Consider the following 25745-nt stretch of genomic DNA (forward strand, 5'->3'; position numbering starts at 1 on the left):
CGGACGCCTACGCCCTTCGGGCAGAAGCCTTGGCAAGCCTCCGAGATCTTGTTGGAGCGAGGCTTGCCCGCGAAGCTGTCGCTCTGGTTTGTTTGACACAGCGCCAAGTTAATGCCTCAGTTTTACCTGACACTGCACGTCGTTATCTTCGCGGGCAAGCCTCGCTCCTACAGGTCTGGTCGAAGGCCAATGCAAAACCCGTGGGAGCGGACCTGTCCGCGAAGAGGTCCGTGAATTCGATACATCTCTGTCGCCCGAAACACCGCTTTCGCGAACAGGTTCGCTCCCACTTTGGATCTGAGGCGATGCCCAACCATCGGTCTGACCCAAACCCTGTAGGAGCGCGCTTGTCCGCGATTGCCGTGGGTCAGCAACAAGAAAGCAAACGCCGATTTTTAATCTTAAATCAACCGCGCAGCCACCAGCATGTCGGCCACGGCCTGGAAGGTGTTGTCCGGCACGGGGTCGCCGGGGACGGCGCGGCGGGCGATTTCTGCAGCGAGCTTGGGGTCCATGCCATGGGCGATACCCAAAGCAGCCGCTTGGGCCAGCATGGTCGGGGCGTCCTGCGGATCTGCCCGGCACACGACAATCGGCACCGGCGTCTCGCCGCGCACATAGCGCACGCCCACCACCCAACTGTCCGCGGTGCCGATCATCAATGACGCGCGCCCCAGCCCCAACTTGGTCGCCAGTGCCTGCATTTCCCGCCGCTGACGCTGGCGCTCGCTCTTGATCAGCGGGTCGCCATCGACATCCTTGCGCTCGCGCTTCTGCTCGCTGCGGGTCATTTTCATGTCCCGGCCAAACAGCCACCGCTGCATCAACACATCCACACCACCGACCAGCAAAAAAGCCGCCAGAACCGTCAGCATCAACGGCTTGAGCACCAGATAAAACGTCGATTCGATGCACCCCGATCCGCAGCGCGACGATTCCATCAACGCCTGCAACGCATGCCGTCCGACCACATAAAACGCCATCGCCAGCAACAACAGCTTGACCAGCCCCTTGAGAAACTCGACAAAACTGCGCATCGAGAAAATACGCTTGAAGCCTTCCGCCGGGTTGATGCGCTTGAAGTCCGGCTTGATCGGCTCCACCGAAAACACCACCCCGCGCATGGTCACGATGTTGGTCACAATCACCACGCCTACCGTGACCGCAACCACCGGCAAAGTAATGGTGATCACCAACTGTTCAGCGGTATCCAGCACCCTCGGCCATACCGTGTGGAACGGCTCGATGTAAATCAACGAGACCATATCCAGCAGCGCCACAACCTGCGCCTGCGCCCGAGGCAACAGGATCGAAATGCAAAGCGTACAGAACAGAATGACCATCCCCGACACCAGGTCCTGACTCTTGGCGACCTGGCCTTTCTGCCGCGCATCCCGAAGCTTCTTGTCCGTGGCTGGCTGGGATTTCTCTTCGCTGCTATCGCCCATGAGCGACCTGCGATAACGATGGCTTCATATCGAGCCCGCCAGGGTCTTGAGGAATTCCACGGTGCCACGAAACTCAGCCAATTGATCAAGCATCACCGGAATCAGAAAGCCGATGTAGATCACCATCAATACCGTGAAGAACAGGTTTTTCACCGGCAGCGACATGTCGAAAATATGCAGGCTGGGGGCCATGCGCGACAGATACGCGAGCATCAGATCGGTCACCAGCAAACAGATGATCAGCGGCGAGACCATGATCACGCCGACCCGCATGACCTGATCAAGAATCGACAGCACGGCCATCAATGCCGAGCTGGCGAACAGCGGCGTAAACGCGGTCACCGGCCATAACTGGTAGCTGTGGTAATAGCCGTCGACCATCATGATGAAGCCGCCGGACATGAAAAACAGCGCGATCAGCATCACCGTCAATAGTGTCGCCATGACACTGGATTCCCCGGACGACAGCGGGTCCACCAGTTGCGCCATGGTCGAGCCGCGCTGCAAATCGACCAACTCCCCCGCCACCTCGGCCGCCCAGAACGGGATGCCGAACAATAAGCCGATGAGCACGCCGATCAGCATCTCCTTGATCATCAAGCCGGCGAGAAAAAAGCTGCCGTGCTCGGGCAGTGCCGTGAAGGCGGAAAACACCGGCACGAACATCGGAATGGCGATGGCCACTGCCACACAGCCGCGAATCATCCCGGTCAGGCCGAGACGATTGAACGCCGGCGTAATGACCACCACACCCATGGCCCGGCTGGCCGCCAGCGCCGCAGAACTGATGACCGGGTACGCGACTTCAAGAAAGGCATTGGCGACGTTCGCGTCCATACCGGGTCAGCGCGTCCACAACGGGAAATTGTCCAGCACTTCGCTGCCAAGCTCCGCCACCTGGCTTGCCAGCAGCGGGCCGACGAACACGATCACCAGCAACACGGCCACCAGCTTCACCACTTGCGGCAAGGTCTGGTCCTGAATCTGCGTCAGCGCCTGCAACAAGCCGACGCTCAGGCCCACTATGATTGCCACACCCAATGCCGGTGCGGACAACAGCAGCACGGTCATCAGCGCCTTGTTCATCAACGAAAGAAAAACGTCCTGCCCCATGAGATCACCCGTAACTAAGAATCAGGCCATGCATCAAGCGCGACCAGCCGCTCAATGCAACGAAGAGGAATATCTTCAGCGGGATCGATATGAGCGTCGGCGAGACCATCGACATGCCCATCGCCATCAGCACGTTGGCCACCAGCAAGTCCACCACCAGAAACGGGATGTACAGCAGAAAGCCGATTTCGAACGCGCGTGTCAGCTCCGAGCTGACAAACGCCGGAACCAGCACCACAAGATCGTCGTCGCGCAGGTCGGCGCGGGCTTCCGGGGACCAGATCGTCTCGGTGGCCTGGACGAAAAACCCGCGCTCGCTTTCGTTGGCAAAACGCGCCAGATGCGCCTGTAACGGCGGCCTGAGCGCGTCGCCGAACTCCCTGAGCTGCTCGACGTTTTCGATATTCAGATCACGGCCTTCCACTTGCCGGTACATGTCGCCCATCAACGGCGTGGTCACGTACACCGACAGGATCAGCGCGATGCCGTACAGCACCAGATTGGGCGGCGTCTGTTGCACGCCCAACGCGTTGCGGATCAAAAACAGCACCACGGAAATCTTCATGAAGCCGGTCAGGGTCACCACCGCCAGCGGGATGAGCCCGATGGTGGCAACGACCAGAATGATTTCAATCAGATTGGGCTGATAGCCATTCATGCGGTGGCGAAGCTCAGCAGACGCACGCCCAGGCCGTCACCGATTTTCACCAACTGGCCCTGACCCACGCGCCGGCCGTTGACCATCAGGTCCACGCCGTCGTGCAACTGTGGCGACAGCTGCACCAGGCTGCCCGCCCCCAGCTCGCGCAACTGGGCCAGCGACAGTTCCACGCTGCCGACCTGGCACACCAGTTTGAGCGGCAATTCATCGAGCGTGGCATCCAGGTTGGCCCCGAGAGCGGTTTGGGTCATGGGAAGTTCCTTCGAAGGGTTTAGGGCGTTCGGTTTTTCAAGCAGCTTTAGGGTGTCGCCATTGAGATCGGCGCGGGCCTGGAGGCGATCGTCCAGCACCAGTCGCACCTGCTCGGCGGGCGAGTCGTCCAGCATCAACACGTCGCCCGGCCGCAAGCTGCGCAGCTCGGCCAGACTCAAATGCGCCTGGCCACGCTCCACCGTCAGCGGCAAGCGCAAGGCCGGCAGTGAATGGGCTGCAGGCGCAGTGTGCTGATCCAGTAGTTCGGCAACCCGTTTGGCGGCTTCGCCACTCAGGTGCAGCGGGATGACCGCCGCAGGACCTTGAGCGATCTGCACCTCCAGCATCAGGCTAAGGGCGGCCCCATTCGATTGCGTCGTGCGAGTCAGCTCGCAAACCTGCAACGGCTGCCCTGTCAGTTGCTCAAGCGGCTCGATAAACGGCAGTAACGCCAGCTCCAGCAGCATCGAGCCTGCCAACCCGTTTAGGTCCTGAACCGAGTAATGGGCCAACCCCAACTGTTCAAGCGCCTGGACGGGCAGTTGCAGGACGCACATTGCGCTGCCCAACTGCACATGAACGTCAAGCAATGGCTCCGTCGGCTTTCCAATACCCGCCCACTGCACACTGATCGGCTGGCCCGCAAACTCGCCGGTCCAGGGCTGTCGATTTCGATGCAGTCGGTTATGCAGCGCAGTCCATTGCTGGTCGTGGGCGTGCAGCCAGTCCAGCTCGGTTGAAGGCCAAGGCTCGGTCTCACGACAGGTCATGCGCCGCCTCCCGGCGCAGCAGCAGGGATCTCGTCTGCATCGTCCCGGTGCTCCCCGGCGCGCCGTTCGCTGTGCAGGCGATCCTCGAGCAGCGAGTCGCACGCCTCGGCCTGACGTTGCCGGGCCAGACGCGCCGCACGGAAAACCTCGCGCTCGCGCTCCTGGGACTCCAGGGTCTGAGCCGTTTGCTCGACGGAACCCTCCAACTGCCGCTGACTGTCCGCCAGCTCATTCAAATGCTCTTGTGCCGCGTGCCAGGCGTTAATGGAGAGCCCTTCGCTGAACGTGCCGTAGATTTTTTCGGCCTTTTGCGCAATGGCTTCGCGGTGCAGACGCAACTTCTCTTTGGCGTCATCCAAAGCATGGTTCGTGTCGCGGCAGCGTTGTTGCTGCGCCGCCAACTGGCTGGACGCACGCTGTTCGCGTAACTGCCGCAAGGCTTGCAGGCTGCGTAGGTCGTCGGTCTTCATGGAGCCTCCAGAATGTTCATGCCAACACCTTGCGCATGAGGTTCAGCGTTTGCGCCGCACTGCTCGGCTCGGTGGCCGCCTGACGCAAAAAACCCTCGATAGCATCATGCCGGGCAATCGCCTCGTCGGCCAATGGGTCGCTGCCGGCTGCGTATTCACCCACGCGGATGAGCATTTCGATTTCGTTACGCCGCGCCATCAGCTCGCGAATGCGCATGGCCAGACGGCGCTGTTCGTCGGTCGATACCTGATCCATCAAGCGGCTGCGGCTGCGCAATACGTCCACGGCCGGGAAGTAATTGCGCTGGGCCAATTCAGCGCTGAGCACGATGTGCCCGTCGAGGATCGAGCGCGCTTCTTCGGCCACCGGGTCCATGGACGCGTCGCCTTCGGTCAGCACGGTGTACAGCGCCGTGATGCTGCCGACAGCGCCGGGGCCCGCCCGCTCCAGCAGCCGTGGCAAGGCTGAGAAAAAGGACGGCGGATAACCGCGTCGGGTCGGAGGTTCGCCCACTGCCAGGCCTATTTCCCGTTGCGCACGGGCAAAACGCGTCAGGCTGTCCATCAACAACAGCACATTGCGCCCCTGATCCCGGTGATATTCCGCCAAAGCCGTAGCGACGAAGGCCGCTCGCACGCGCTCTGCGGCAGGGCGATCGGAGGTTGCAACCACCGCCACGGTGCGCGCACGGGCCTGGGCATCCAGCTGCACATCCAGCAGCTCACGCACCTCGCGACCGCGCTCGCCGATCAGGCCGATGACGATCACGTCGGCATCGGTGTGGCGCACGATGCTCGCCAGCAGCGAGGACTTGCCCACGCCCGGTTCACCGAAAATCCCCATGCGTTGCCCTTGGGCCAACGTCAGCAGGCCATCGATGGAGCGCACCCCAAGAGACATCGGCTTGACGATCAGTTGCCTGGAGAACGGTGCCGGCGGTTCGGCGTGCAGCGGATAACGCTGCAAAACAGCCAGTGGCGCGATGCCGTCGCCATCGAGAAAATCGCCCATGGGGCTGATCACCCTTCCCAATTGGGCATCGCCGACACTGACGCCGAGGGTTTCTCCGGTGGCAATGATTTCCGTGCGCGTGGACATCCCTTGCATCGAACCGATGGGCGACAGAATCGCCTCATCCTGCTCAAAGCCGATGACTTCTGCTGCCAGACTGCGACCGGTGCTCGGGTCGCGTAGTTGGCACAGCTCACCGATCCGCACCCCGGCGACACTGGCACGCAACAACACCCCGCGAATGCTGCGCACGGTGCCTTTCATTGGGCGCAGTCTCGCGTCGCCCAAACGCTCAGTGAGCCTGGGGACGATGGCGTGCAGATCGACGCTCACGGTTGCAACTCATCGGCAAATGGCAGCAGCGTACGGCGCAGATTGCTCAGTTGCGCCTCCAGCCCAAGCTCCACTGAACCGACCGGGCTGCTCAGGCGCGCTTGGCCTGATTGCAACTGATCGTCGGATTCAACGGTGATGGCCGGCAAGGTATCGGCTTCGTGTTTCAGGCGCCGGCGCACCGCTTCAACTTCCAGCCGAGGTACGAACAGGGTCAACGCCTGATCCTGTCGAAACGCCGTCAATGCCTTGCGCGTGCAACGGAGTAAGCGTTCGGCGTCGTCCATGTCATCCAACACTTCGCGCACGATGCCCAGCGACAGGTTGGCCAGCGAGGCTTCAAGGCCCGACAGCCAGGCATCGACTTTCAATGAGGTCTCGACCAGCAAGGCGCTGACTTCTTCGGCGCCTTGACGGCGCGCGCTTTGGAAGCCCTCTTCCCGGGCCTGTTCCAGCCAGCGGGCGCTGTCTTCACGGATCGACTGCGCGTGCGCTTCGGCTGCCTGCACAAAGGCATAACCGTCGATCCACAGATCGGCCTGTTCGGCGCGAATGATCCGTAATGCAGGGCGGTTCGGTAACTCGCTCATCAGGCCACCTGCTCGGCAAACTGATCAAAAGTCGTGGCGGCATGGCGCACGATGTCCAAGTCCATCGCCGTCTGCGGGACACTGGCCTGCGCGTTATTCGGTTGGGGCATTGGCAGGCGCAAACGCAGCCAGTCGCGCAGCGCCGCAGGCTGAGCTTGCAGCCAGGCGGCGACGCAACTGGCACCGTCCCGGTCAATGGCTTCGACCAAATCAGCCGGTTGGCGCAACAAATCGGCCGCCCCCGCCAGCGAGCGGTGAGCAAGCGCCAGGGCGAACACGTCAGCGCCCAGCAAGCCGCGCAATTGGTTCACCACATCACTGCGGATCTCGCGGCTCAAGGTCGCTGCGTGCCAGATCGCGCCACACACTCTGGGCAGGCGCTTGAAATCCCCCGGGGACAGCAACAACACTGGCAAATCCTGCTCTGTGGGCAACGGGATCTGAGCCAACGGTTGCAGGTGAAAATGCCCCATTAACAACTGCAACAATCGGTGTTGAAAACGCGAAGTGCCGTGCAGAGCTGCATGCTGCTGATCGGTCAATGTCCGCGGCCAGCATTCACGCAGGCGTCGCGCCTCGACAAACGCGAGAGGCTGTTCGAGCAGTGCTTGCCAAGCCTGTTGTCGCGCACTGAATCCGGCCGTCATGCCGCATCCTCCAACACATAAACAGATTGCGAACGACGGCGCTGCCAATGCTGCCAGCCGAGTACGCCCGCCAGACCGAAAGTGCTGAGCAGCAAGATGCCGAACATCAAACGCGCTTGAGCCACGTTGTCTTCGAGCATCCACAGCCCCAGAAAGCTCGCCAGACGTGGTTGAGCGTTAGCGCGATTGCTGGCGACCGCAGCCTTGATTGCGGTCACCGAGACGCCGTCGTAGCTCAGGCCGGAAATGCCGTTGGCCACCAGCGTCTTGATCTGCGGGATCAGCTGATTGATGTCGGTGGCCGGGTCATAGCGCACCAGCACCGAGGCTGACGAAGGCGAGATCACCCGCTTGAGCAAGTCGTTGTCTGGCAGCACCACATGCACCCGAGCGGAAATGATGCCGTCGATTTCCGAGACGCTGTGGGACAGCTCTTCGCTCAGGGCGTAGACCATTTGCGCCCGTTCCTGAACCGGCGAAGACACCAGGCCGTTGCTCTTGAACACCTGGCCCATGTTGGAAAACGACTGCCCCGGTAAACCTGCGTCATCGAGCAATGACATGGCCTCGGAAAAGCGTTTTTCGTCCACCACCACTGTCAGTTGGCCGTTGTCCTGCACCTTGCGGGACGCCGGTACGCCATCGCGCAGCAAGACGGCGACCATGGCATTGGCCTCGCGCTCGCCGAGGTTGGTGTACAGGTCGATGTCGCAGGCCTGCAACAACCCGGCGAAGGCAACGACAATCATCAAGCGCACGGCACGACAGCGGTTGGACATGGGTTATTGACCTTTCAATAGCGTGTTGGCGGAGCCGGAAATCTGGGTGGCGCCGCGCACGACCATCTGGGTTTCGATGGAGTAATCGAACATCTTGCCCAGCGAGTGGACGATCTGATCGACCTGCTGTTCGCCGACTTTTTTCGGCGGTTGCCCGGCGCTGGCAAGGTTCTGCGGCGCGGCCGGTTTTTCTGCCCCAGCCGCGGCCGGGGTGCTGGAAGGCCCGGACGCAGCGCCCGGCGGTGATCCGTTGGTGAGTACATCGGCGCGCTCGGAGAAACTGCGCGAGCGATCGATGAACCCGTTCAGGCGTTCCATGAGTCCTTCGCCGATCTGGTGGGGGCTGGCACCGTGGGGCATGCCCTTGGCGTTGTCAGCCATGTGTTCGAACAGGTTCTGAGAGCCCTGTAAACCTCCGGGCCCTCCCGATGGCGGCAGTGCCGCCGTCGCAGGTGCTGCAAGACTTGCGGTCATGGCGTTGGCCTATTCTTCGTCGTCTTCGGACGACTGGGCTTCGTTCAACATTTCCTGCGCCTTGGGCATGATGATGAACTGCCCGCCGATGGTGACGGCCTGGGTGATCAGGGTTTCGGTGAATTCGTCGTCGCTCATCTCGGTCTTGGATTTATCCACCGCCGCATTGAACTGCGCTTCCGGGTTGGCGGTGACGCTGGTGGTGCTGTCGATAGGGCTGACTGACATCGTATTGCTCCTTACCAGGGGTTTTTTGGGTGTTGGTTTTTGCTCGTGAAATTCAATTACTCGCTTCGGTGGTGACGACGCCGCCACGAAATACCCGCACTCCGCGCTCGCGGGCGACCGGTGCTGCGACCGGGCGTTGCTGGTGATCGACGTGTTGTTGAACCATGCTCAGATAGGCCGGAGGGCCAGAGACGAACAATTCGTCGCCATCGGGGCCGGCGCGGGTGGACATCTGCTTGCCGAACACATCCAGGCTGGTCAGATAATCCTCCAGCTGCTCCAGGTTTTGCCCTTGGGCCTTGAACAGCCGGGTGCTGGTTTCCGCATCGGCAGTCATGTAAAGAATGTTGCCGTCGAAGTACCAGCTCAGGCCGTTGGAGTCGCACAGCTGGCTCAGGAAATCTCCCGCCGTTTCGCCGCGCACGCTGCTGCGCGACTTGCCGCGAACCTTGTCCGACATGACCACGATCAGGCCCAGGTTATGGCCGAACTCTTCCAGTGCGGCGCGCACGTCCTGCTCGACCAGCACGTAGGCGTAAGGCTCGGCGAACCAGTCCGGGTCGTCGCTGGACGGCGCCTCTTCGGCGTGGACGCTCAGCGAGAAAAAGCTGCTCATCAGCACCCAGAATGAGAACCGCAGCCATCGACGGTTACGCATGACACCGGCCCTCCAGAATCGATGGTTGGGATATGACCGAGTTGAGAACAGTGCGCACATAACGGTCGCTATTAGGCTTCAAGTGGATAGAATGATTTTCCCGTCGGGTGAGGCATTTCGATTGATCAGCGGCTGCACCTGATCGAACAAATGCCCAGCCGTCCTCGACCAAAGAGCCTTGTCTATGCCCAGCCGTTTTGCCTCCACGTTGATGCTGCTTGCCGGCGTGACGCTTGCCTCCTGCGCCACCCAGCCCGCCTCCGACAGCAGCTACCAGCGCTTCATGCACCTGGCGGCGGATCTGGAAACCCGAGGCGACATGAGCACCGCTGCGGGGCTGTACGAGAAGGCCACTCAACAGCCCGAGGCGCAGATCGGGGCCTGGCTCAAACTGGGTGAAACCCGATTGGCCAGCAACGATGCCCGGGGTGCTGAGCGCGCCTACCAGCAAGCGCTGGAATTGAGCCCGAACAGCGCCGCTGCGTTGCTTGGCTTGGGCACCGCGCAACTGCGTCAGGGCAAACTGGATCGCGCGGTCACAGTACTGACCCAGGCCAGCGCTCAACCCAATCAGCCGCAAGCCTTCAACCGCCTCGGTATTGCGCAGATCTTGCGCGGCGATGCCGACGCGGCGCAGGCGGCGTTCAGTAAAAGCCTGGCCCTGGCACCCAACGACCTCGACACCCGCTGCAACCTGGCCTTGGCTTATGCCTTGGGCGACAAACCGCAACTGGCGCTGGACAACATCCACACGGTCAGTGAATCGGCCCGCGCCCTGCCCCGGCACCAGCGCAACGAGCTGCTGATCACCGTGCTCGCCGGCCGCGAAAAAGACATCAAGGCCCTGAGCCTGGAAGACATCCCGGATACCGAACGCAAAAAGCTGCTCACCGAAGCCCGCCGCATCAAGGCCATCAAGGACCCGCAAGCCCAAGCCCGGGAATTGGGGCTGGTCGATACCCACTGACCTCATGACCGCAGCGGATTCAAGCTCCCTCCCACGGTTGGTCGGTTTGAATCCCAACGCCACCCCCACAGGTTGGGTTTGAGCCCGCGCGAATGTGTTGCCGCTTGCAGTTTGCAGGAGCGCGCTTGCCCGCGATGATCTGAGCCTCATTGCCCCTCCTGCTTGTCAGCCTTGGCCTGCTGTTCGGACTGACGCCTGCGCAGTTCCTCGCGGTCATAGCCGTCGATGTAGACCTGCGCGGCGCGGCCGACGGGTGCGGCCATGGTTGGGCCGGTTTCTCGGCCCTGCATGAGGTCCGAACGCTGTTCCACCATTTGCAGCAACGTGAGGTTATTGGCGCAGCCGGGTGGCAGCAGCGGTACGTATTCATCCTCATCGGTACCGAACTGGTCCTCGGGCGAAGGCTTCAGGCATTCCAACGGGATCAATTCCACACGACCGTCGGCGCGGGTCACGCCCTGATAATCCGGCGAATAAGACGCAGGCTCCAGATGAGTCTTGCACCCGGTCAGCACTGCCAGCAAAACACCGGCGAGCAACAATGGTTCAGGCAAAAACCGGTTCGGGCGCAGCGATGACAATGCACGATTCATGGTTGCTCCTTGATCAGTTCATGTAGAAGCCGAACATGCCGCCGTTGCGCGGCCCCGCAGACGCGGTGGTGGCGCCTTTGGGATTGGCATCCAGCGGCGTGGCGAGGGTTCGGGCACGTACCGGCTGCACCAGATACGGCGTGATCAGAATCACCAGTTCGGTTTCGTTGCGCTGAAAACGCTTGGAGCGGAACAGATTGCCCAGGATTGGCATGTCGCCCAGCATTGGTACTTTCTCGACGTCCTGACTGCTCTCGCGCTGAAACAGACCGGCAATCGCGAAGGTCTGGCCGCTGCCGACTTCCACTCGCGTATCGGCACGCCGTACACGGAACGAAGGCACTTGATAACCGCCCACACTGACAGTGCTCGATCCCATCAAACTGCTGACTTCGGGACGCACTTGCAGGGCGATCCGGTCGTTGGGCAATACCGTCGGGCTGAACAACAGCGACACGCCGTATTGCTTGTACTCGATGCCCACCAGATCGCTGTTGACCGGCACTGGCACCGCGACTTCGCCCCCAGCCAGAAAGCTTGCAGTCTGGCCAGTCATCGCCGTGATATTCGGCTCGGCGAGAATTTCCAGGATGCCGTTGCTTTGCAGCGCTTCAAGCATCGCGTCGATGTTCACGTTGCCCGAGGCAAGGCCGGCGCTGATCACGTTGGAAGCACCGCTCGCCGCATCAGCCGCCAGCGCGCCACCGGTCAACAAGCCAAACGAGAACGTGCCGTTGTTGAACAGAGCGTTCCAGTTGACGCCGTAGCGCAACAGCTCAGAGCGCGACACCTCGGCGAAACGCACGCGGATGTTGACCTGGGCCGAGCCCTCGTACGATGCGCCATTGATCGCGGTCTTGAATTCCTGACCTTCGGTGCTGAGCAGAGCGTTCAAATCCGTGGCTTCACCGACGCTCTTGACCTTCCCCTTGGCGACGATCCGATTGCCGGCGCCACTGATTTGCGCGGTGCTACCCGGATTCAGGTCCTTCAAAGGCCGACTTAACGCCTGAGTGCCGCTGCTGACCGCCAGACTTAACGCGGCCAATTGCTCGCCATCGGGCCCCAGAGCGATGAGGCTGGTCTGACCCGGTGCTTTACCGAACACGTAAATCACGCCGGGAGACACCACCTGCAAATCGGCAATGCCGGGTTCAGCCACCAGCACCGAATCCACAGGCGCCTTGAAATTCAAAATGCGCCCTTCACCCGAGGCCAGGTCGATGGTGCCGGTGCTGCCTTTGGCGATGTTCTGGGCGCAGGCAATCGCGGGCAGCATCAACGCTGCAAGGGCAGCCATCCACAAGCCGACAACAGCTTGCGAGCGAAACAGCGGAAAACACGTCATGAGGCGGTCGCCATGGAGGTGATCGGGACGCCGCTGGCTGTGCGGCGATTGGTAATCTCGGTCAGGCTGATGGTGCCGACGGCTTGCAGGTTGTATTCACCGGCCAGTTCGCGGAACGACAGCACGGCCAGCTCCAGCTCACCGCGCACCACCAGACGGCGCATGCCGCGTCGCAACTCCGGATGCACCAGCAGCACGGTCTGGTCTTCATCCGGCAAACGTTCACAGGCCTGACGCAATTGGGTCAGCAGCGCGCGGTTGCTCTGTTCGGGCAATGAATCACGGTTGTTTTCCTGACGGCGCAGGCCGGAGCGCAGTTGTTCTTCCAGCGCCGGTGTCAGCACGAAGGCGCTGATGACTCGGTTGCGGTCGGCAAACTGGTGGCTGATCTGGCGGGCCAGCGCAGCACGCAGTTGTTCGGCCAGGCGCGGCGCATCGGCCTCGCGCCCGCCCCACTCCACCATCGCTTCGAGCAGTGCGCGTTGATTGCGGATCGACACCCCTTCGGCAACCAGGAGGCGCAAGGCTTCGGCGATGCGCTGCAACGGCACGATGCGCAGCACTTCCTTGACCAGCTCGCCGTAAGTGCCTTCCATGCGCTCTAGAATCCCGCGGGTTTCCTGAATGCCGAGGAAATCTGCGGCGTAGCGGCGCAGCGTTCGATCAACCACGGCGCGCAGGACTTCGTCGGTCAGCATGAAACCGATGCCGGCGTCCTGCAGGCTGTCCTGATGATGACGCTCGATCCACTGCGCGGGCCGACGGCTCAACGGCGAATCAGCTTCCAGCGCCGGGATGTCCAGCAACTGCGCGTGCACCGGATCGTCCTTGAGCAGCAGGCAATCGGCGGGCAGTTCTCCTTCGCTGACCGGAACGCCCTCCAGTTCGATGACGAAACGGTTGGCGGCCATGGACGCGTCCACATAGATATCGGGCACCGGTACTTCGATGCCCAGATCGCCGCGAATCTCGTGGCACAAGGCTTCGATTTTTTGCCGTAACGGATGCTCCGGCGCCGCTTGAGCCAGGGCCGAACCCAGGCTGAGCAGCAGGCGGCTGTCCAGCGGCTTGGCAAGGGTCTGGCTGTGTTCAGCCGGTTGCGCCTCGTAGTCAGCCACCTCAGTGACCTCTTCAGCAGGCAGCACTTCGGCCACCTGACCCCGGCGATACATGACGAACGCCGACACCCCGAAGATTGCTGCCAGGCCGATGAATACCAGCGCAGGAAAGCCCGGCAGTAAGGCTACGCCCAGCAAAATCAAAGCGGTCAAACCCAGCGCCATGTGACTGGCACCCAGTTGCTGCAAGATCTCCGTGCCCAGATTGCCGTCCACATTGTCGCTGTTGACGCGGGTGACCACGGTGCCCGCCGCCACCGAAATCAACAGCGCCGGAATCTGTGCGATCAGGCCGTCGCCCACTGTCAGCAGCGAGTAGGTGTGCACGGCATCGCCGAACGACATGTCGCGCTCAAGCATGCCGATCAGCATGCCGCCCAACAGGTTGACCGAGAGAATCACCAGTCCTGCAATGGCATCGCCTTTGACGAACTTCATGGCGCCGTCCATGGCGCCGAACATCTGGCTTTCGCGCTCTAGCCGGGAACGGCGACGGCGGGCTTCAGGCTGGTCGATGTCGCCGTTGCGCAGGTCGTTATCGATGCTCATCTGCTTGCCGGGCATGGCGTCCAGGGTAAAACGCGCCGCGACTTCGGCCACGCGCTCGGCGCCTTTGGTGATCACCACGAACTGCGCCACGGTGATGATCAGGAACACCACCAGCCCCACCACCACTTGGCCGGCAATCACGAAATCACCGAAGGCCTTGACGATGTGCCCGGCATTGCCGTCCAGCAAAATCAGGCGCGTGGTGGTGATCGACAGCGACAGGCGAAACAGCGTGCTCAGCAAAATCAACGGCGGCAACGCCGAGAATTCCACCGAATGGGAAATGTAAAACGCGACGATCAGGATCAGGATGCTCAGGGAGATATTCAGGCCGATCAGCGCGTCCACCAGCCAGGTCGGTAGCGGGATGATCATCATCACGATGGCCATCAGCATGAACGCGACAATGATCACATCACTGCGCTTTGCAGCCACCCGGGCCAGGGCGTTGAGGCGGTTCATGATCTGGATCATTGCGCGGCTCTCCGGGCGGTCAGGTAATGTTTGAAGCACTGCCGCGCTTCGTCTTTGCGAGCGGCGCCCCACAATGCGCGGCTGCGTAGCAGCAACACGCCTGGGGACTCGCCCTCTGCGTCGACCAACCGATCCAGTGCGCTCAAGGCTCGGTCCGGCTGTCCGCTGTCGGTGAAGGCCATCGCCAGATTGCGCAGCAGCATCGGGTCGCGAGGCGACAGCTGCACGGCAATCAGCAACATCACCAGCCCTCGTTGCGACTGGCCGCCCCGGCGATAAAGGTCGCCCATGCCCTTAAGCAGTTCTACGGCGTCCTGGTCTTCACGGCTTTGGATTTCCCGGGGCATCAGGCCTGCACCTCGGCGCGCTGCTGTTCGAGGGTGCGACGCATGTCGATTTCTTCGGTGATCAAGTCGTGGGCCAGCGCTTTTATTTCTGGCTCGGCGTCCAGATCGGGCAGCACGTTGTTCAGCACGTATTCCAGTATTTCCAGCGAGCGCGTGCTGCCAAACAACTCGGCGCTGATGCCACTGGCCGTCGAAGATTGCTCGACATCCCCACGCAACGAGCGACGGGCGAGCACTTCACGTTTGCTCAGTACCGCTTCAAACCGCGCACCCTGGCGCAGGTTGGCCGGCTGGACAGCATCGACCGCAGCGGTTTCCTCTGGCGTGGCTGGCAATAAGGGGCGCGGGTCGATTCTCATAGGGTGAAGGTGAACCTCTCTTCGCCCCGGGCGAGGATCACCTGGTTGTTCTCGATGCTCTGCAGCATCCAGTCATCGGCCAGCGCAGCGCCTGGGTACAAGCGCTTGCCGCTTTCATTGACCACGTAGGGGTTGGGGCCGAACCAGACTGCCTGGAAGCGCACGCGAGGTTTGGCGATTTCAGCGCGAGGCACGACATTGGGATGCAACACCACTTGCTGACCGAAGCGGGCGTCATAGGCTTGTTGCACGCCCATCCATTGGCCTTTTTTCGTCGGATCGTAGCTGCCTTGCACGCCAAGCTGACCATCGATTTCGCTGACCTTGATCTGATTCAGGTTGGCGGCTGCCAGTTGCTGCTCAAGCCAGCGCCTGGCTTGCTCGGCGCTTGCGATTTGAATGGTTTTGGCCGAATCCGGTGCGCTCACGTCGTCGCGATTGACGACGCCTGCGGGTGATGCCGGTTGACCGCGAAAGGCGAAGGCGCCGACGCAGAGAAACATCAGCAACAGCGCGATGATCCATTGTGTTTTTTGTCGCGAGAGCTGTCGCCAGAGCGGCACGGCGCGCTCGGCAGACGCCTGCGGTTCGGCCGGATCGCTCAATGTCAGGCGCGCCTGGCCGAGACGAATCTCCAACGGGAAGCGGGCACGATGACCGCTGCCCATGGGGATCTTGATTTCACGGGCATGACGACCGACGACAGTCACGTCGCCGCCGAGGGCCTCGACCGCCACCTGGCCGCTGGAAAAACGCAGGGCCAGGTGGCGCTCGGCAATGCCGGGGTCGCTGAGCAACAAATCAGCGTGCTCGGCACTGCCGATGATGTAGGTGGTTTTGTCCAGGGAAAGGCTAACTCCCTGATGCAGGCCTTGGGTGATGCAGAGCAACGGGATGCTGTTGCCTGGAGCCGATGTACCCGGCACCGAGGTCAGGGAAATCAGGGCTGTCATATCGAGTTACCCGAGTGGTGTGCGCAGGCAAAGGCGAGTTAGACGCCGAAGGGTTTCAGGTGAAAGGTGCGGCGTGAAAGGCCAGATATGCGAGCAGTCTTGCGACTGCCCGCACAACGACGTCAGTTCTGCGGACGTTGCTTGGTCGCGTCGAGCTCAGCCTTTTTGGCTGTGGTCAGTTCGGTGATCTTTGCCGACTTCTCGATAGCCATGTTGAATGTGGCTTCCATTTTAGCGATCGCTGCATCTGCGCCGCCGCCTGAGCTTGCTGGAGGGACTTCAGCCATTTTGAATCTCCTTACTTGGGGATGGGGGATGTCTTCAGCCGCGAAGCGGCGCACTCATACTTCATGCATCACAGTAAGCTCGGTTTATTACAAACTAATTTCGGCCTACGTTAAGCACGAAACAATAGTACGCAGAGCCAACTAATCGGCGCTGTGAAAACTTGTGAAATACAGAAAGACAAGTAACCACTCGCTGCCCGAATCACCGCGACATCATTTCGCCTCCATCCGTAAACGCTGCACCAAAACAACTTATTCATCTTTATTTTTATGCAATTTGAACTTTATTTTTATTAGCTGTCCGGTGCCGACATAATTCCAACGATCAGATGATCGACAACCTCCCTAATCCGTCATCTGGCTTGGAACCCTCTAACTCAAAGGCCTGCAGGTTGTGAAACGTTGTGAAAACGGCCTCTGAACACGCCAGTCGCCGTAACACTCTGGTAATGTTCCAGCCTGACCCGTCGCGCAGTTTGTTCCTGAGAAGTGGTTAGCACTCAACCTGAAGTGGCAATAACGCGGGTTTCAAACCCCTGGACTCCACTTACTTCCTGGCCGCTTCGTGGAACTAATGTGCGTATCGCGTCACACTTCTCACCTGCGACCGCACAAATGAAATGATCAATGAAAAACAATAATCCAGCTGTATTCATTGGCCCATCACAGTGTGGAGCATTACCAGAATTTTCCGTTGCAGCTGTATTAAGGAAATACCTGTATCCAGCCCCTCCGGGGTCATCACTTGAGATTCTTCGGCCCGCCTCCGCGCACTCGGTCGAACGGTTAAAACAGGAGTTCAATCCCATGTCGACCCGTCCTTTGAGCAGCACGCCTGATCCAAAACCTTTGACCCGCGGTGCGGTTGCGCCAAAGACACTGTTCACCAGTGTTCTGAAGAGCAGCGTGAAAAATGCCGATCAATACCGCCCTGCCAATCCTGATGAAAAGGCGCCGGAACTGAAGGATTACAGCTCCATCGAAGAGCCGGGAACAGTGGCCGCCGACACGGTGCGGTACGTGACTCAAAGTGGCGAACAGGTACTGGTCAGCAAATCCTCGAATCCGAAGATGTACAAGCAAGTGGTCGATGACCGCCCTGCCCTCCAGGCCATCAAGGAAAGCGTTGCCGAGGGTTACGAATTGGCGGCCAAGGATGCCGCCACTCCCGAGACACTGGGCGAGTACCAGTTCATCGGCCCGCCCGATGAAAAGGGTCCGGGCTTGATCCGCTACGTGACCCAGGACGGTAAGAAAGTGATCCTGGCCGAGCAGGACAATCCCGAGCTGTTCAAGCAAGTCTCAGCGGACTTCAAGGCCTTGTCCGGCATCAACGCCAGTGAAGCGGCCGGCTATCAGCGAGTCGGCGCCGATCAGGAACCACCCAAATTCGGCGAATACCAGATCATCGGTCCTGCCGAAGAAGTCGGCCCTGGCGTCGTCCGCTATGTCACCCAGGATGGGAACAAATATGTGGTTTCCCAGCGCGATAACCCTGAGTTGTTCAAGGCGGTTAACGATGCTTACGCAGGCCTGGTCGGCATGCGTGAAAGTGAAGCTGGCGGTTATCGTCGCGCCACCGACAACGAGGTGTGGCCGCCTGCTACAGGGACCACGGTCGGGGCGAAAGACGAGGTCGGCCCGGACCTGATTCGTTACGACAACGGCACTGAGAAAGTCATCGTCGCCCGTGACGACAACCCGAAGCTGTTCGATTACCTCACCTCACTGCGCGAAGTTATAGACGATCCGGCCAAGTCCGCTGACATCAATACCGCCGTCTCCGGTGGCGCGACATTGGCCGACCAAAGCACACCGATCCCCGAACTCAACGACTACAAGAACTTCGCCTGGACCGTCGGCCAGGAAGGCGAAACCCTGACCTATGAAAAACAGGACGGCAGCAAAGTGGTGGTCTCCAAAGACCTGACGCCTGAGTTGTTCAAAAGCGCCAGCACCGCCAATGAAACCTGGAGCCAGATCCACACCTCGGAGGCCGAGGGCTACAAGCTCGCCGGCCCCAATGACTTTCTCAAGAACACCGACATCACCTTCGGCTCCCCCGACGAGCTGGGTAACGGCCTGATTCGCTACGAGACCAGCGAAGGCAAGGTCATCGTCTCCAAGGAGTTGAGCCCGCAGCTCTACGACGACGTCGTCGCCAAGTGGGAAGCCTGGACCAAGACCGAGGTCGACAACACCCGTAGCGGTTCTAACTTGCCGCCCAAGGATGAGCTGGATGTGCTCAACCTGAACACTGGCGTGAAGGCCGACCCCGATGACGACAAATCCCCGGAACTGACGGTCAGCGAACTGGCCACCAAAGAGCTGCTCGACAGCTACCGCAAGGGCGTCAAGGACGGCTCGATTCCCAAGGACGACAATCGCGCCAAGCTTGTCCGCGCACTGGAGGCCCAGGCGGCGTACCAGAACGGTCGCGGGCTGACCGGGTACGAAGAAGACCAGGGCGCATTCGGCGGCACCTGGCGCGTATTCGATGACAAGCAGACCGAACTGTCGTCGGCAGACATGCACGACATCATCGATGGCGGCGCCTTGCAGGAGCAGATCAGCACCCTGTTTTCCGACCCCACTGTCACCGCCGATTACAAGGCGCAGATGGACAGCGCCATCGGTCACATTCCGAACAAGGACGAGATCAAACAGAAGCTGCTGGACCTGACCAACAACCCGGATTACGTCACCTACCTCAAGGACCTGCAGAAACAAGGCAAGGCCCATGAGGCGCAACAGGACTTGAGCGACACCCTTACCTCATTGTCGCTGTTCGACCCGGATGCCGCGACCAAAGCTGCGCAAAACATCCAGGCCGACGGCCTGACCAGCGACCTCAACGACCTGATCAGCGACCCGAGCAAGATCTCCGAGGAAAACACTGAGCTTGCCACCAAGGACATGTTCGGCCTGCTCAAAAGCGTGCTCAAGGGCGAGCTGCTCGACCTGCCTCGCCGTACGCAGGAAACCATCGAAAAATTCCTCGAAGAAGGCATGCAGGGCAAGGAGAAATCCTCGGCAGTCAGCAAGGCCATGCAAGAGCTGGGTGAGGTCTACAAAACCAACGGCAGCATTTCCGAAGCCGACATCAAGACCGCCCTTTCCAAGCCCTACGTACCAATCGCCGAGCGCGGCAAGCTGGGTGAAGTGTTCAGCGCCCTGAACACCAAGGGCATTCTCGGCTCGATGGGCGCCGGGGTTTCGCTGTTCTCAGGGATTTACCAGCTGGCCGGCAATGGCGGCAAGCTCGCCGAAACGCCGCTGCAACGCTTGGCCATCGCCAAGGACTTCCTCAGCTTTGCCGGTGCGGGCAGCCACTTCATCAAGCTCGGTGACGCCGTTGCAGACTTGGTCGGCAAAGGCGGCATGGTCGATTTCCTCGGCCTGGATAAAACCCTGCCCGAGATCTGGGGCAAGGAAGGCGTTCAATCGCCACTGGTTGAAGTGCGCGATCCCAAGCTGTCCGAAGCGATGAAAAACAAGATCAGCAGTGCGCTGGACATCACCCCCGATATCTCGGACATCCTGGGCGACGGCAAAGGGACGTTCGCCGATGCCGCCAAAGTGCAAGGCGGCATCACAGCACGGCTGGACGACGCGGTCACTGGCGCAGGCGCCGCCAAGCTCGGCGCAGGCAAAGCCGGCAAGATCGCAGGCTCTGTGATCAAGGTGCTGGGGCCTGCGACCGACGTGGTGGGCGGATTTGCCGACATCGTGCTGGGCGCTTTCACCATCAAGAGCGGCATCGAAACCGGCGACCCGCTGGCCAAGGCCGCCGGTGGATTGCAGATCGCCGCCGGCGCATTCGGCGCGTCGGCCGGAGTGCTGGGTGGCGCCGCGTTGATTGGGGCCGGCTCGGCAGCGGCGTTGACCGGTCCTTTCTTTCTGGTGGGCGTGGTGCTGGCGGTCATCGGCGGGATCATCGGCTTCTTCGTCGATCACAACAAAAAACAGAAGGCCAGCGAGAAGGAAAACGACTGGTATCGTGATCTCGCCGCCGACGGGCTGTTGCAAGACAACTGGGCCAACAAGGTCGAGTACCTGCACTACTCGATCCATGAATACAAAGAGCGCGAAGCCCCTGCGGACGACAGCCTGTTCCGTTTCCAGAGCGCCGAATGGGAACACTTCAACGAAACCCCGCAGAAAGACGGCTCTTCCAGCAATCGACTGGATGACGAACTGCACGTTGAATACGGAGAAGATAAACGCTAGCCGCAACCTTTTGAGCGCAGTTTTACACCCCTTGGCGGCTGGTTTCGCCAGGGGCTTTTGCCGTTATCATGGATAGCTATCTGATTGATTTAAATGGGAATTATTGCGTAGGCGTGTCATGCGCTGTTCACACATGGCGGTTTAACTTGGAGCACACTTTTTCATCCAAGGAGCCCTGCCATGTCTCTCACGATCACCGACCTGCCCAAGCTGCTCGCTGATGCCGTCAGCAACACCGCGCAAGGCCTTTGGGGCGACTCAGTCGAGCGCGCCAAAGCCAAAGAGGCAGGGATCGAATGGCAACGCCCCGAGGGCGATGATCGCTCGGCGCAACAGATCATCGACGACAGCCCGCTGCTCAAGAATCTCGGCAACCAGAGTGATGTGAAAGACATGCTCAGGGATCGCGTCGGCAATTTCGAGACCGACCCTGATGCGGCGTACCGCGCGACGCAGGTGCTCGAACACATCGAGCAACTGGACGAAAGCGGCAACCGCGTCGCGGGCAAGTATGTAAATAACGGCAAGGTGGACGGCTTTACCAGTCACAGCGAAGCCCGGCACGGCACCGAAGCGGGTCGTCTGCAGGATTTCGGCAAATACGGTTTCGACAATCTGCAGGGCGAACTCAAGCACATTGAAGCAGTGGGCGACGACCCGCTGTTGCGCGACAAGGCTCAGGCAGTGGGTATCGCGTGGGAGCGGCCGAGTGGTGACGAGCGATCGGCGCAGGACATTATCGACGCCAATCCCCTGCTCAAGAATCTGGGGAACCAGAGTGGCGTCAAAGACATGCTCAAAGAGCAAGTCGGGGATTTCGAGAATGATCCGGACGCCGCCTTTCGCGCCAGTCAGGTACTTGATCGTATCGTGGGTTATGACGCAGAAGGCAAGGCGCTCAGCGGTAACGATGTGGCGAATACCAGCGTCGACGGTTTCACCAAAAGCGGTGAAGCCAAGCACGGCACCGAGGCGGGCCGCTTACAGGACTTCGGCAAATACGGCTTTGATTCCTTGCCCAAGGCGCAGGCCAGCGAAGACATCGCCAGCTACAAGGATTTCCTCAAGGCCAAGCCCGATGCGGATGCAGGTTCTAAAGAGATAGCGCAGTACGCAGCGGTACTCGAGCAGCATTACGATGCGATCCGTGGCAAGACCGGCGCCGACGGCGCGCTGACAGAACAGAACATCAAGGACTACATCAGCGCCACCCCGCAGCTCAGTGGCGTTGAAAAAGAAGGCCTGGAGTTCTGGTCGCAACCGGGCGCGTTCAAGATGCTCGACACGGCCAGTAACCCGCTGGCCAACAACGCCGACGGCAAGGTAAACCAAAGCGACATCCAGAGCTGGCTGAAGAATACGGCGCCCGCCGATGCCACGGCCCTTACCGGGCTGTTGTCGAGCGTGATCTCGGGCAACGTGACCTCCAACGTCGACACCAGCAAACTGGGTGCGGATGTGTTCGAGCACCCTGAAAACTACACCGCCGAGCAAAAAGCTGCTGTCCTGCTGGATCTGCAAAACGCGCAGAAACTGGTGGTCGACGGAGCCACTGCCGGGATGTGGGGCGACGACTACGGCAAAGTGGCGATTGCCAACGGTTCCGGCGCCGTCTGGGAGCCGGAAAAGGTCTTGAAAGACATCACCGATCACATCGCCATCCTGCAGAACGACAAGCCCACGGCGGACTTCCTCAAGAGCAGCGGCGATGACGCGACCAAGGCGCTGTTCGAGTCCAGCCCGGGCCTCAAGGACGCCGTCAGCAAAACCTACGAGGACCAGATCAAGTCGGGCAAAGCGCTGGAACAGGCGTGGGATGCAGCCACCAAGGACGGCAAGACAAACCAGCCAGAAGCGCTGACCAATTTCTACGCCACGGCGCAAACCCTGCAAACCCTGCTCGGCATCGACAACGCCGCCGAGATTCAGAGCGCGGTGGGCAAGTCCTCCCACAGTGAAGAATTCAAGACCTACTACAAGGACTCGCTGGCTTCGGGCGAACGTCTGCGCGAGTTGCTCAAGACCGAAACGCCAGAGGCCGCCGCTGGTGCGTACAGCATGGAAGTGGCGCTCTACAACGCGACGCTGGACCCTGAGTTCACCGGGGCGCTGGACAAGCAGCTCAACGACAACTTCTCCAGCATCGTTCAGGAGAACGCTTTCAAAGGCGCCACCTTCGACGACCTGAAGGCCGCTTACGGCAAGGACGGTGGCGCAGAACTTGATGAAGACAAGGTGCGCAAACAGATCGAGCAAGTGCGTCAGGAATCGCCCGAACTGTTGATGAACGCCGACGGCACCATGGCCACCACCGATCAGATCCTGGCCGGTGTGCGCGGCAACTGGGATGCGTTCCGTCAGGGCATCAAAACCCTGGACGCCATGGCCAAACTCGACGCGTTCGATCCCAATGGCATCGGCTCTTATAGCGACGGCAAGGCTGCGTACAGCAGTGGCACGCTGCACGCCGTAAGCGGGATTTTCCTGGCCGGGGTGACCATTGCGCGCGGCGCACAAAGCGGCGGCAATCTGACTGACCGCAACATCGTTGACATCACCACCGGCTCGATCCAGACCGCCACCGTCCTCACCGAAGGCGGCACCAAGGCTTACAAGGAGTATCTGGACGACGCCATCAAAACCAGCGAACAAACGCTCGACGATATGAGGACCGGCAAGTTGCCCGGCGACTTGCTTGATCAGGTCAAGGACAACGTCAAGGACGATAAGAACGCGAAGATCATTGCCACCAAATTCGAAGACGCTGCCAAAGGTATTGGCGGCCTCGCGGGCATTGCTGCAGGCGCCTACGGTATTTTCGACGGTGTACAGGCGATTCGTCGCGGCGACAAGCTGACCGGCGGGTTCGGGATAACGGCCGGTTCATTGGGCGTACTGGCCGGCGCCGCCTCCACCGTCGAGGGCAGTCTGGGGCTGGTAGGTGCAAATCTGCCGCGCTTCATTCCGTTCATGGCCGGTGCTGCGGGCGTTCTCGGCGTATTGGGCGCGGGCGTGGCTGTGCTCGGCGCGATCATTCCGGGCCTGGTGAAAGAAGGTCAGCAGCAGGCCAAGGTCGACGACTTCGCCCAAGTGCTCGGCGGCTCCATCGAGCGCTATGGCATCGACGGCGTCAAGGACGGCACCATCAGCGACATCCCGACCAAGGACTGGCCGGGCGGTGAAGACTCGACGATCGCCTCCTGATCGGAGTCGCGGCCTGACAGAGGCAGTGCAACGGGGGCGGATCACGCCCCTGAGATCAAGTACAAAACCCGTGGGAGCGGACCTGTCCGCGAAGGGGGCATTACTGCCGACGCACTTCTGGTGCCTGACGCTCAGTCTTCGCGGACAGGTCCGCTCCCACCGGTTTCATACCCCATCATGTGATGATTCATTGAAGGGTCGCTTTTGATTCTGGCCGCAGCAGGCCGCGATGTGTTTAGGTTTTCGATTCTGGCCGAAGGCCGTGGTGCGTTTTGGTTTTTGATGCCGAATGCGGCCGTGATGTGTTTTGGATTTTGATTCTGGCCGAAGGCCGTAGGAGTCTGGCTTGCCGACGATTGGTTGCGCAGCAGTCATCAAACCACGCGACCGGGGTCTGTCTGCCCAAACCGAATACTCAGGTTTTACTGCCGCTGCGCAGCAGATCGCGTGCAAGCAACTCTCCTACGCCTTCGGCAGAAGCAGGCCGTGGTGTGTTTTGGTTTTTGATGCTGACCACAGGCCGTGGTGCGTTTTGGTTTTTGATGCCGAACGCCGCCGCGATGTGTTCAGGTTTTCGATTCTGGCCGAAGGCCGTAGGAGTCTGGCTTGCCGACGATTGGCTGCGCAGCAGTCATCAAACCTTGCGACCGAGGTCTGTCTGCCCAAACCGAATACACAGGTTTTACTGCCGCTGCGCAGCAGATCGCGTGCAAGCAACGCTCCTACGCCTTCGGCAGAAGCAGGCCGCGATGTGTTTAGGTTTTCGATTCTGGCCGAAGGCAGTAATGCGTTCAGATTTTCGATTCTGGCCGAAGGCCGTAGGAGTCTGGCTTGCCGACGATTGGCTGCGCAGCAGTCATCAAACCATGCGACCGAGGTCTGTCTGCCCAAACTGAATACACACGTTTTACTGCCGCTGCGCAGCAGATCGCGTGCAAGCAACGCTCCTACGCCCTTCGGGCAGAAGCGGATCGTCTTGGGCTACGCACGTCGATAAATTCACGAAAACACCCCCCTCGCCCTTTCGATCCCTATCAAGTGAAGGCACAATCCGCCTCCTTTTTCGGCGGGCATTGCTGGAGGCCTCGACATGATCAAAACGCCGTACTACCTCATCGACAAGCAAAAGCTTTTGCGCAACATGGAAAAGATCGCCTACATGCGCGAGCACTCCGGTGCAAAAGCCCTGCTGGCGCTCAAGTGTTTTGCCACCTGGTCGGTGTTCGACCTGATGCAGCAGTACATGGACGGCACCACGTCCTCGTCGCTTTATGAGCTGAAGCTGGGTCGCGAAAAGTTCGTCGGTGAAACCCACGCCTACAGCGTGGCCTGGGCCGACGACGAAATCGAGGACATGCTCGCCAACTGCGACAAGATCATTTTCAACTCCATCGGCCAGTTGCAGCGCTATTCCGAAGCCTGCGCCGGCACCGTGCGCGGCTTGCGGGTCAATCCGCAGGTCAGCAGTTCGGATTATCTGCTGGCCGATCCGGCGCGTCCGTTCAGCCGTCTGGGCGAGTGGGACCCGGAAAAGATCGAGCAGGTGCTGGGTGATATTTCCGGCTTCATGTTCCACAACAACTGCGAGAACGGCGACTTTGCCCTGTTCGACCAGATGCTGGGGACCATCGAAAAGCGCTTTGGCCATCTGCTGCACAAGGTCGAGTGGGTCAGCCTCGGTGGCGGCATTCACTTCACCGGTGACGACTATCCGCTGGACGCGTTTTGCGCGCGCTTGAAAGCCTTTTCGCAGAAATACGGCGTGCAGGTGTATCTGGAGCCCGGCGAAGCAGCGATCACCCAGAGCGCCTCGCTGGAAGTCACCGTGCTCGACACGCTGTACAACGGCAAGCACCTGGCCGTGGTCGACAGCTCCATCGA

General features: G+C 60.5%; 24 protein-coding genes. 4 read left to right on the plus strand and 20 right to left on the minus strand.

What is annotated here, in order from left to right:
• Positions 1–401: 401 nt before the first annotated feature.
• The 13 genes from ACWKWM_RS21225 to ACWKWM_RS21285 are packed head-to-tail and all read right to left on the minus strand — an operon-like array spanning position 402 to position 9393.
• Positions 402–1448, minus strand: coding sequence for an EscU/YscU/HrcU family type III secretion system export apparatus switch protein (locus ACWKWM_RS21225; RefSeq protein WP_483848021.1), 1047 nt, complete (start codon positions 1446–1448; stop codon positions 402–404).
• 24 nt (positions 1449–1472) lie between these two features.
• On the minus strand, positions 1473–2285 hold the full coding sequence (gene sctT, locus ACWKWM_RS21230; RefSeq protein WP_483848022.1) for a type III secretion system export apparatus subunit SctT: 813 nt from the start codon (positions 2283–2285) through the stop codon (positions 1473–1475).
• Between the two features lie 6 nt (positions 2286–2291).
• Positions 2292–2561, minus strand: coding sequence for a type III secretion system export apparatus subunit SctS (gene sctS, locus ACWKWM_RS21235; RefSeq protein ID WP_483848023.1), 270 nt, complete (start codon positions 2559–2561; stop codon positions 2292–2294).
• A gap of 4 nt (positions 2562–2565) precedes the next feature.
• Positions 2566–3219 (minus strand): type III secretion system export apparatus subunit SctR, encoded by a 654-nt coding sequence (gene sctR / locus ACWKWM_RS21240; protein ID WP_268800041.1) that lies wholly within the window; start codon positions 3217–3219, stop codon positions 2566–2568.
• Positions 3216–4244 (minus strand): type III secretion system cytoplasmic ring protein SctQ, encoded by a 1029-nt coding sequence (gene sctQ, locus ACWKWM_RS21245; protein WP_483848024.1) that lies wholly within the window; start codon positions 4242–4244, stop codon positions 3216–3218. The genes sctR and sctQ overlap by 4 nt, the downstream gene beginning before the upstream one ends.
• Positions 4241–4714: a hypothetical protein gene (locus ACWKWM_RS21250; protein WP_483848025.1), complete on the minus strand. Its 474-nt coding sequence runs from the start codon at positions 4712–4714 to the stop codon at positions 4241–4243. The genes sctQ and ACWKWM_RS21250 overlap by 4 nt, the downstream gene beginning before the upstream one ends.
• A gap of 16 nt (positions 4715–4730) precedes the next feature.
• Positions 4731–6059: a FliI/YscN family ATPase gene (locus tag ACWKWM_RS21255; RefSeq protein ID WP_483848026.1), complete on the minus strand. Its 1329-nt coding sequence runs from the start codon at positions 6057–6059 to the stop codon at positions 4731–4733.
• Complete coding sequence (locus ACWKWM_RS21260) at positions 6056–6649, minus strand: FliH/SctL family protein (protein ID WP_483848027.1); 594 nt, start codon at positions 6647–6649, stop codon at positions 6056–6058. Before ACWKWM_RS21260 ends, ACWKWM_RS21255 begins: the two co-directional genes overlap by 4 nt.
• Positions 6649–7296 (minus strand): type III secretion protein, encoded by a 648-nt coding sequence (locus ACWKWM_RS21265; RefSeq protein ID WP_483848028.1) that lies wholly within the window; start codon positions 7294–7296, stop codon positions 6649–6651. Before ACWKWM_RS21265 ends, ACWKWM_RS21260 begins: the two co-directional genes overlap by 1 nt.
• The gene (gene sctJ / locus ACWKWM_RS21270; protein WP_483848029.1) at positions 7293–8075 is read right to left on the minus strand and encodes a type III secretion system inner membrane ring lipoprotein SctJ; all 783 of its coding nucleotides are present in this window, start codon (positions 8073–8075) and stop codon (positions 7293–7295) included. The genes ACWKWM_RS21265 and sctJ overlap by 4 nt, the downstream gene beginning before the upstream one ends.
• Positions 8076–8078: 3 nt before the next feature.
• Complete coding sequence (locus ACWKWM_RS21275) at positions 8079–8549, minus strand: hypothetical protein (protein ID WP_483848030.1); 471 nt, start codon at positions 8547–8549, stop codon at positions 8079–8081.
• 9 nt (positions 8550–8558) lie between these two features.
• A complete protein-coding gene (locus tag ACWKWM_RS21280; RefSeq protein WP_483848031.1) occupies positions 8559–8777 on the minus strand; it encodes a hypothetical protein in 219 nt (72 codons plus the stop codon).
• A gap of 52 nt (positions 8778–8829) precedes the next feature.
• A complete protein-coding gene (locus tag ACWKWM_RS21285; RefSeq protein WP_483848046.1) occupies positions 8830–9393 on the minus strand; it encodes a type III secretion protein in 564 nt (187 codons plus the stop codon).
• Between the two features lie 226 nt (positions 9394–9619).
• Here ACWKWM_RS21285 and ACWKWM_RS21290 point away from each other — a divergent pair, with 226 nt between their 5' ends.
• Complete coding sequence (locus ACWKWM_RS21290; protein ID WP_483848032.1) at positions 9620–10402, plus strand: tetratricopeptide repeat protein; 783 nt, start codon at positions 9620–9622, stop codon at positions 10400–10402.
• A gap of 146 nt (positions 10403–10548) precedes the next feature.
• On the opposite strand, the gene ACWKWM_RS21295 is transcribed toward ACWKWM_RS21290, so the two are convergent.
• The 7 genes from ACWKWM_RS21295 to ACWKWM_RS21325 all read right to left on the minus strand — a co-directional run bounded on the left by ACWKWM_RS21295 (position 10549) and on the right by ACWKWM_RS21325 (position 16430).
• Positions 10549–10995: a hypothetical protein gene (locus ACWKWM_RS21295; RefSeq protein WP_483848033.1), complete on the minus strand. Its 447-nt coding sequence runs from the start codon at positions 10993–10995 to the stop codon at positions 10549–10551.
• A gap of 13 nt (positions 10996–11008) precedes the next feature.
• Positions 11009–12295, minus strand: a complete 1287-nt coding sequence (locus ACWKWM_RS21300) for a type II and III secretion system protein family protein (protein ID WP_483848047.1) — start codon at positions 12293–12295, stop codon at positions 11009–11011.
• Between the two features lie 44 nt (positions 12296–12339).
• On the minus strand, positions 12340–14481 hold the full coding sequence (sctV, locus tag ACWKWM_RS21305; RefSeq protein ID WP_483848048.1) for a type III secretion system export apparatus subunit SctV: 2142 nt from the start codon (positions 14479–14481) through the stop codon (positions 12340–12342).
• Entirely contained in the window at positions 14481–14831 is a 351-nt protein-coding gene (gene sctY / locus ACWKWM_RS21310; RefSeq protein ID WP_483848034.1) for a type III secretion apparatus assembly chaperone SctY, read from the minus strand. The genes sctV and sctY overlap by 1 nt, the downstream gene beginning before the upstream one ends.
• Positions 14831–15190 (minus strand): hypothetical protein, encoded by a 360-nt coding sequence (locus ACWKWM_RS21315; RefSeq protein WP_483848035.1) that lies wholly within the window; start codon positions 15188–15190, stop codon positions 14831–14833. The genes sctY and ACWKWM_RS21315 overlap by 1 nt, the downstream gene beginning before the upstream one ends.
• Positions 15187–16143, minus strand: coding sequence for a SctD/MshK family protein (locus tag ACWKWM_RS21320; protein ID WP_483848036.1), 957 nt, complete (start codon positions 16141–16143; stop codon positions 15187–15189). The genes ACWKWM_RS21315 and ACWKWM_RS21320 overlap by 4 nt, the downstream gene beginning before the upstream one ends.
• 122 nt (positions 16144–16265) lie before the next feature.
• Positions 16266–16430: a hypothetical protein gene (locus ACWKWM_RS21325; RefSeq protein WP_268800027.1), complete on the minus strand. Its 165-nt coding sequence runs from the start codon at positions 16428–16430 to the stop codon at positions 16266–16268.
• Positions 16431–17237: 807 nt separating this feature from the next.
• Here ACWKWM_RS21325 and ACWKWM_RS21330 point away from each other — a divergent pair.
• From ACWKWM_RS21330 to ACWKWM_RS21340, 3 genes are all read left to right on the plus strand, one after another.
• On the plus strand, positions 17238–20660 hold the full coding sequence (locus ACWKWM_RS21330; RefSeq protein WP_483848037.1) for a hypothetical protein: 3423 nt from the start codon (positions 17238–17240) through the stop codon (positions 20658–20660).
• A 180-nt stretch (positions 20661–20840) separates the two neighbouring features.
• Positions 20841–23864, plus strand: coding sequence for a type III effector HrpK domain-containing protein (locus ACWKWM_RS21335; RefSeq protein ID WP_483848038.1), 3024 nt, complete (start codon positions 20841–20843; stop codon positions 23862–23864).
• A 1090-nt stretch (positions 23865–24954) separates the two neighbouring features.
• On the plus strand, positions 24955–25745 hold a 791-nt coding region (locus ACWKWM_RS21340), incomplete at its 3' end, for a type III PLP-dependent enzyme domain-containing protein (protein ID WP_483848039.1).

This window comes from Pseudomonas rosaeacicularis (genome assembly GCF_057128745.1).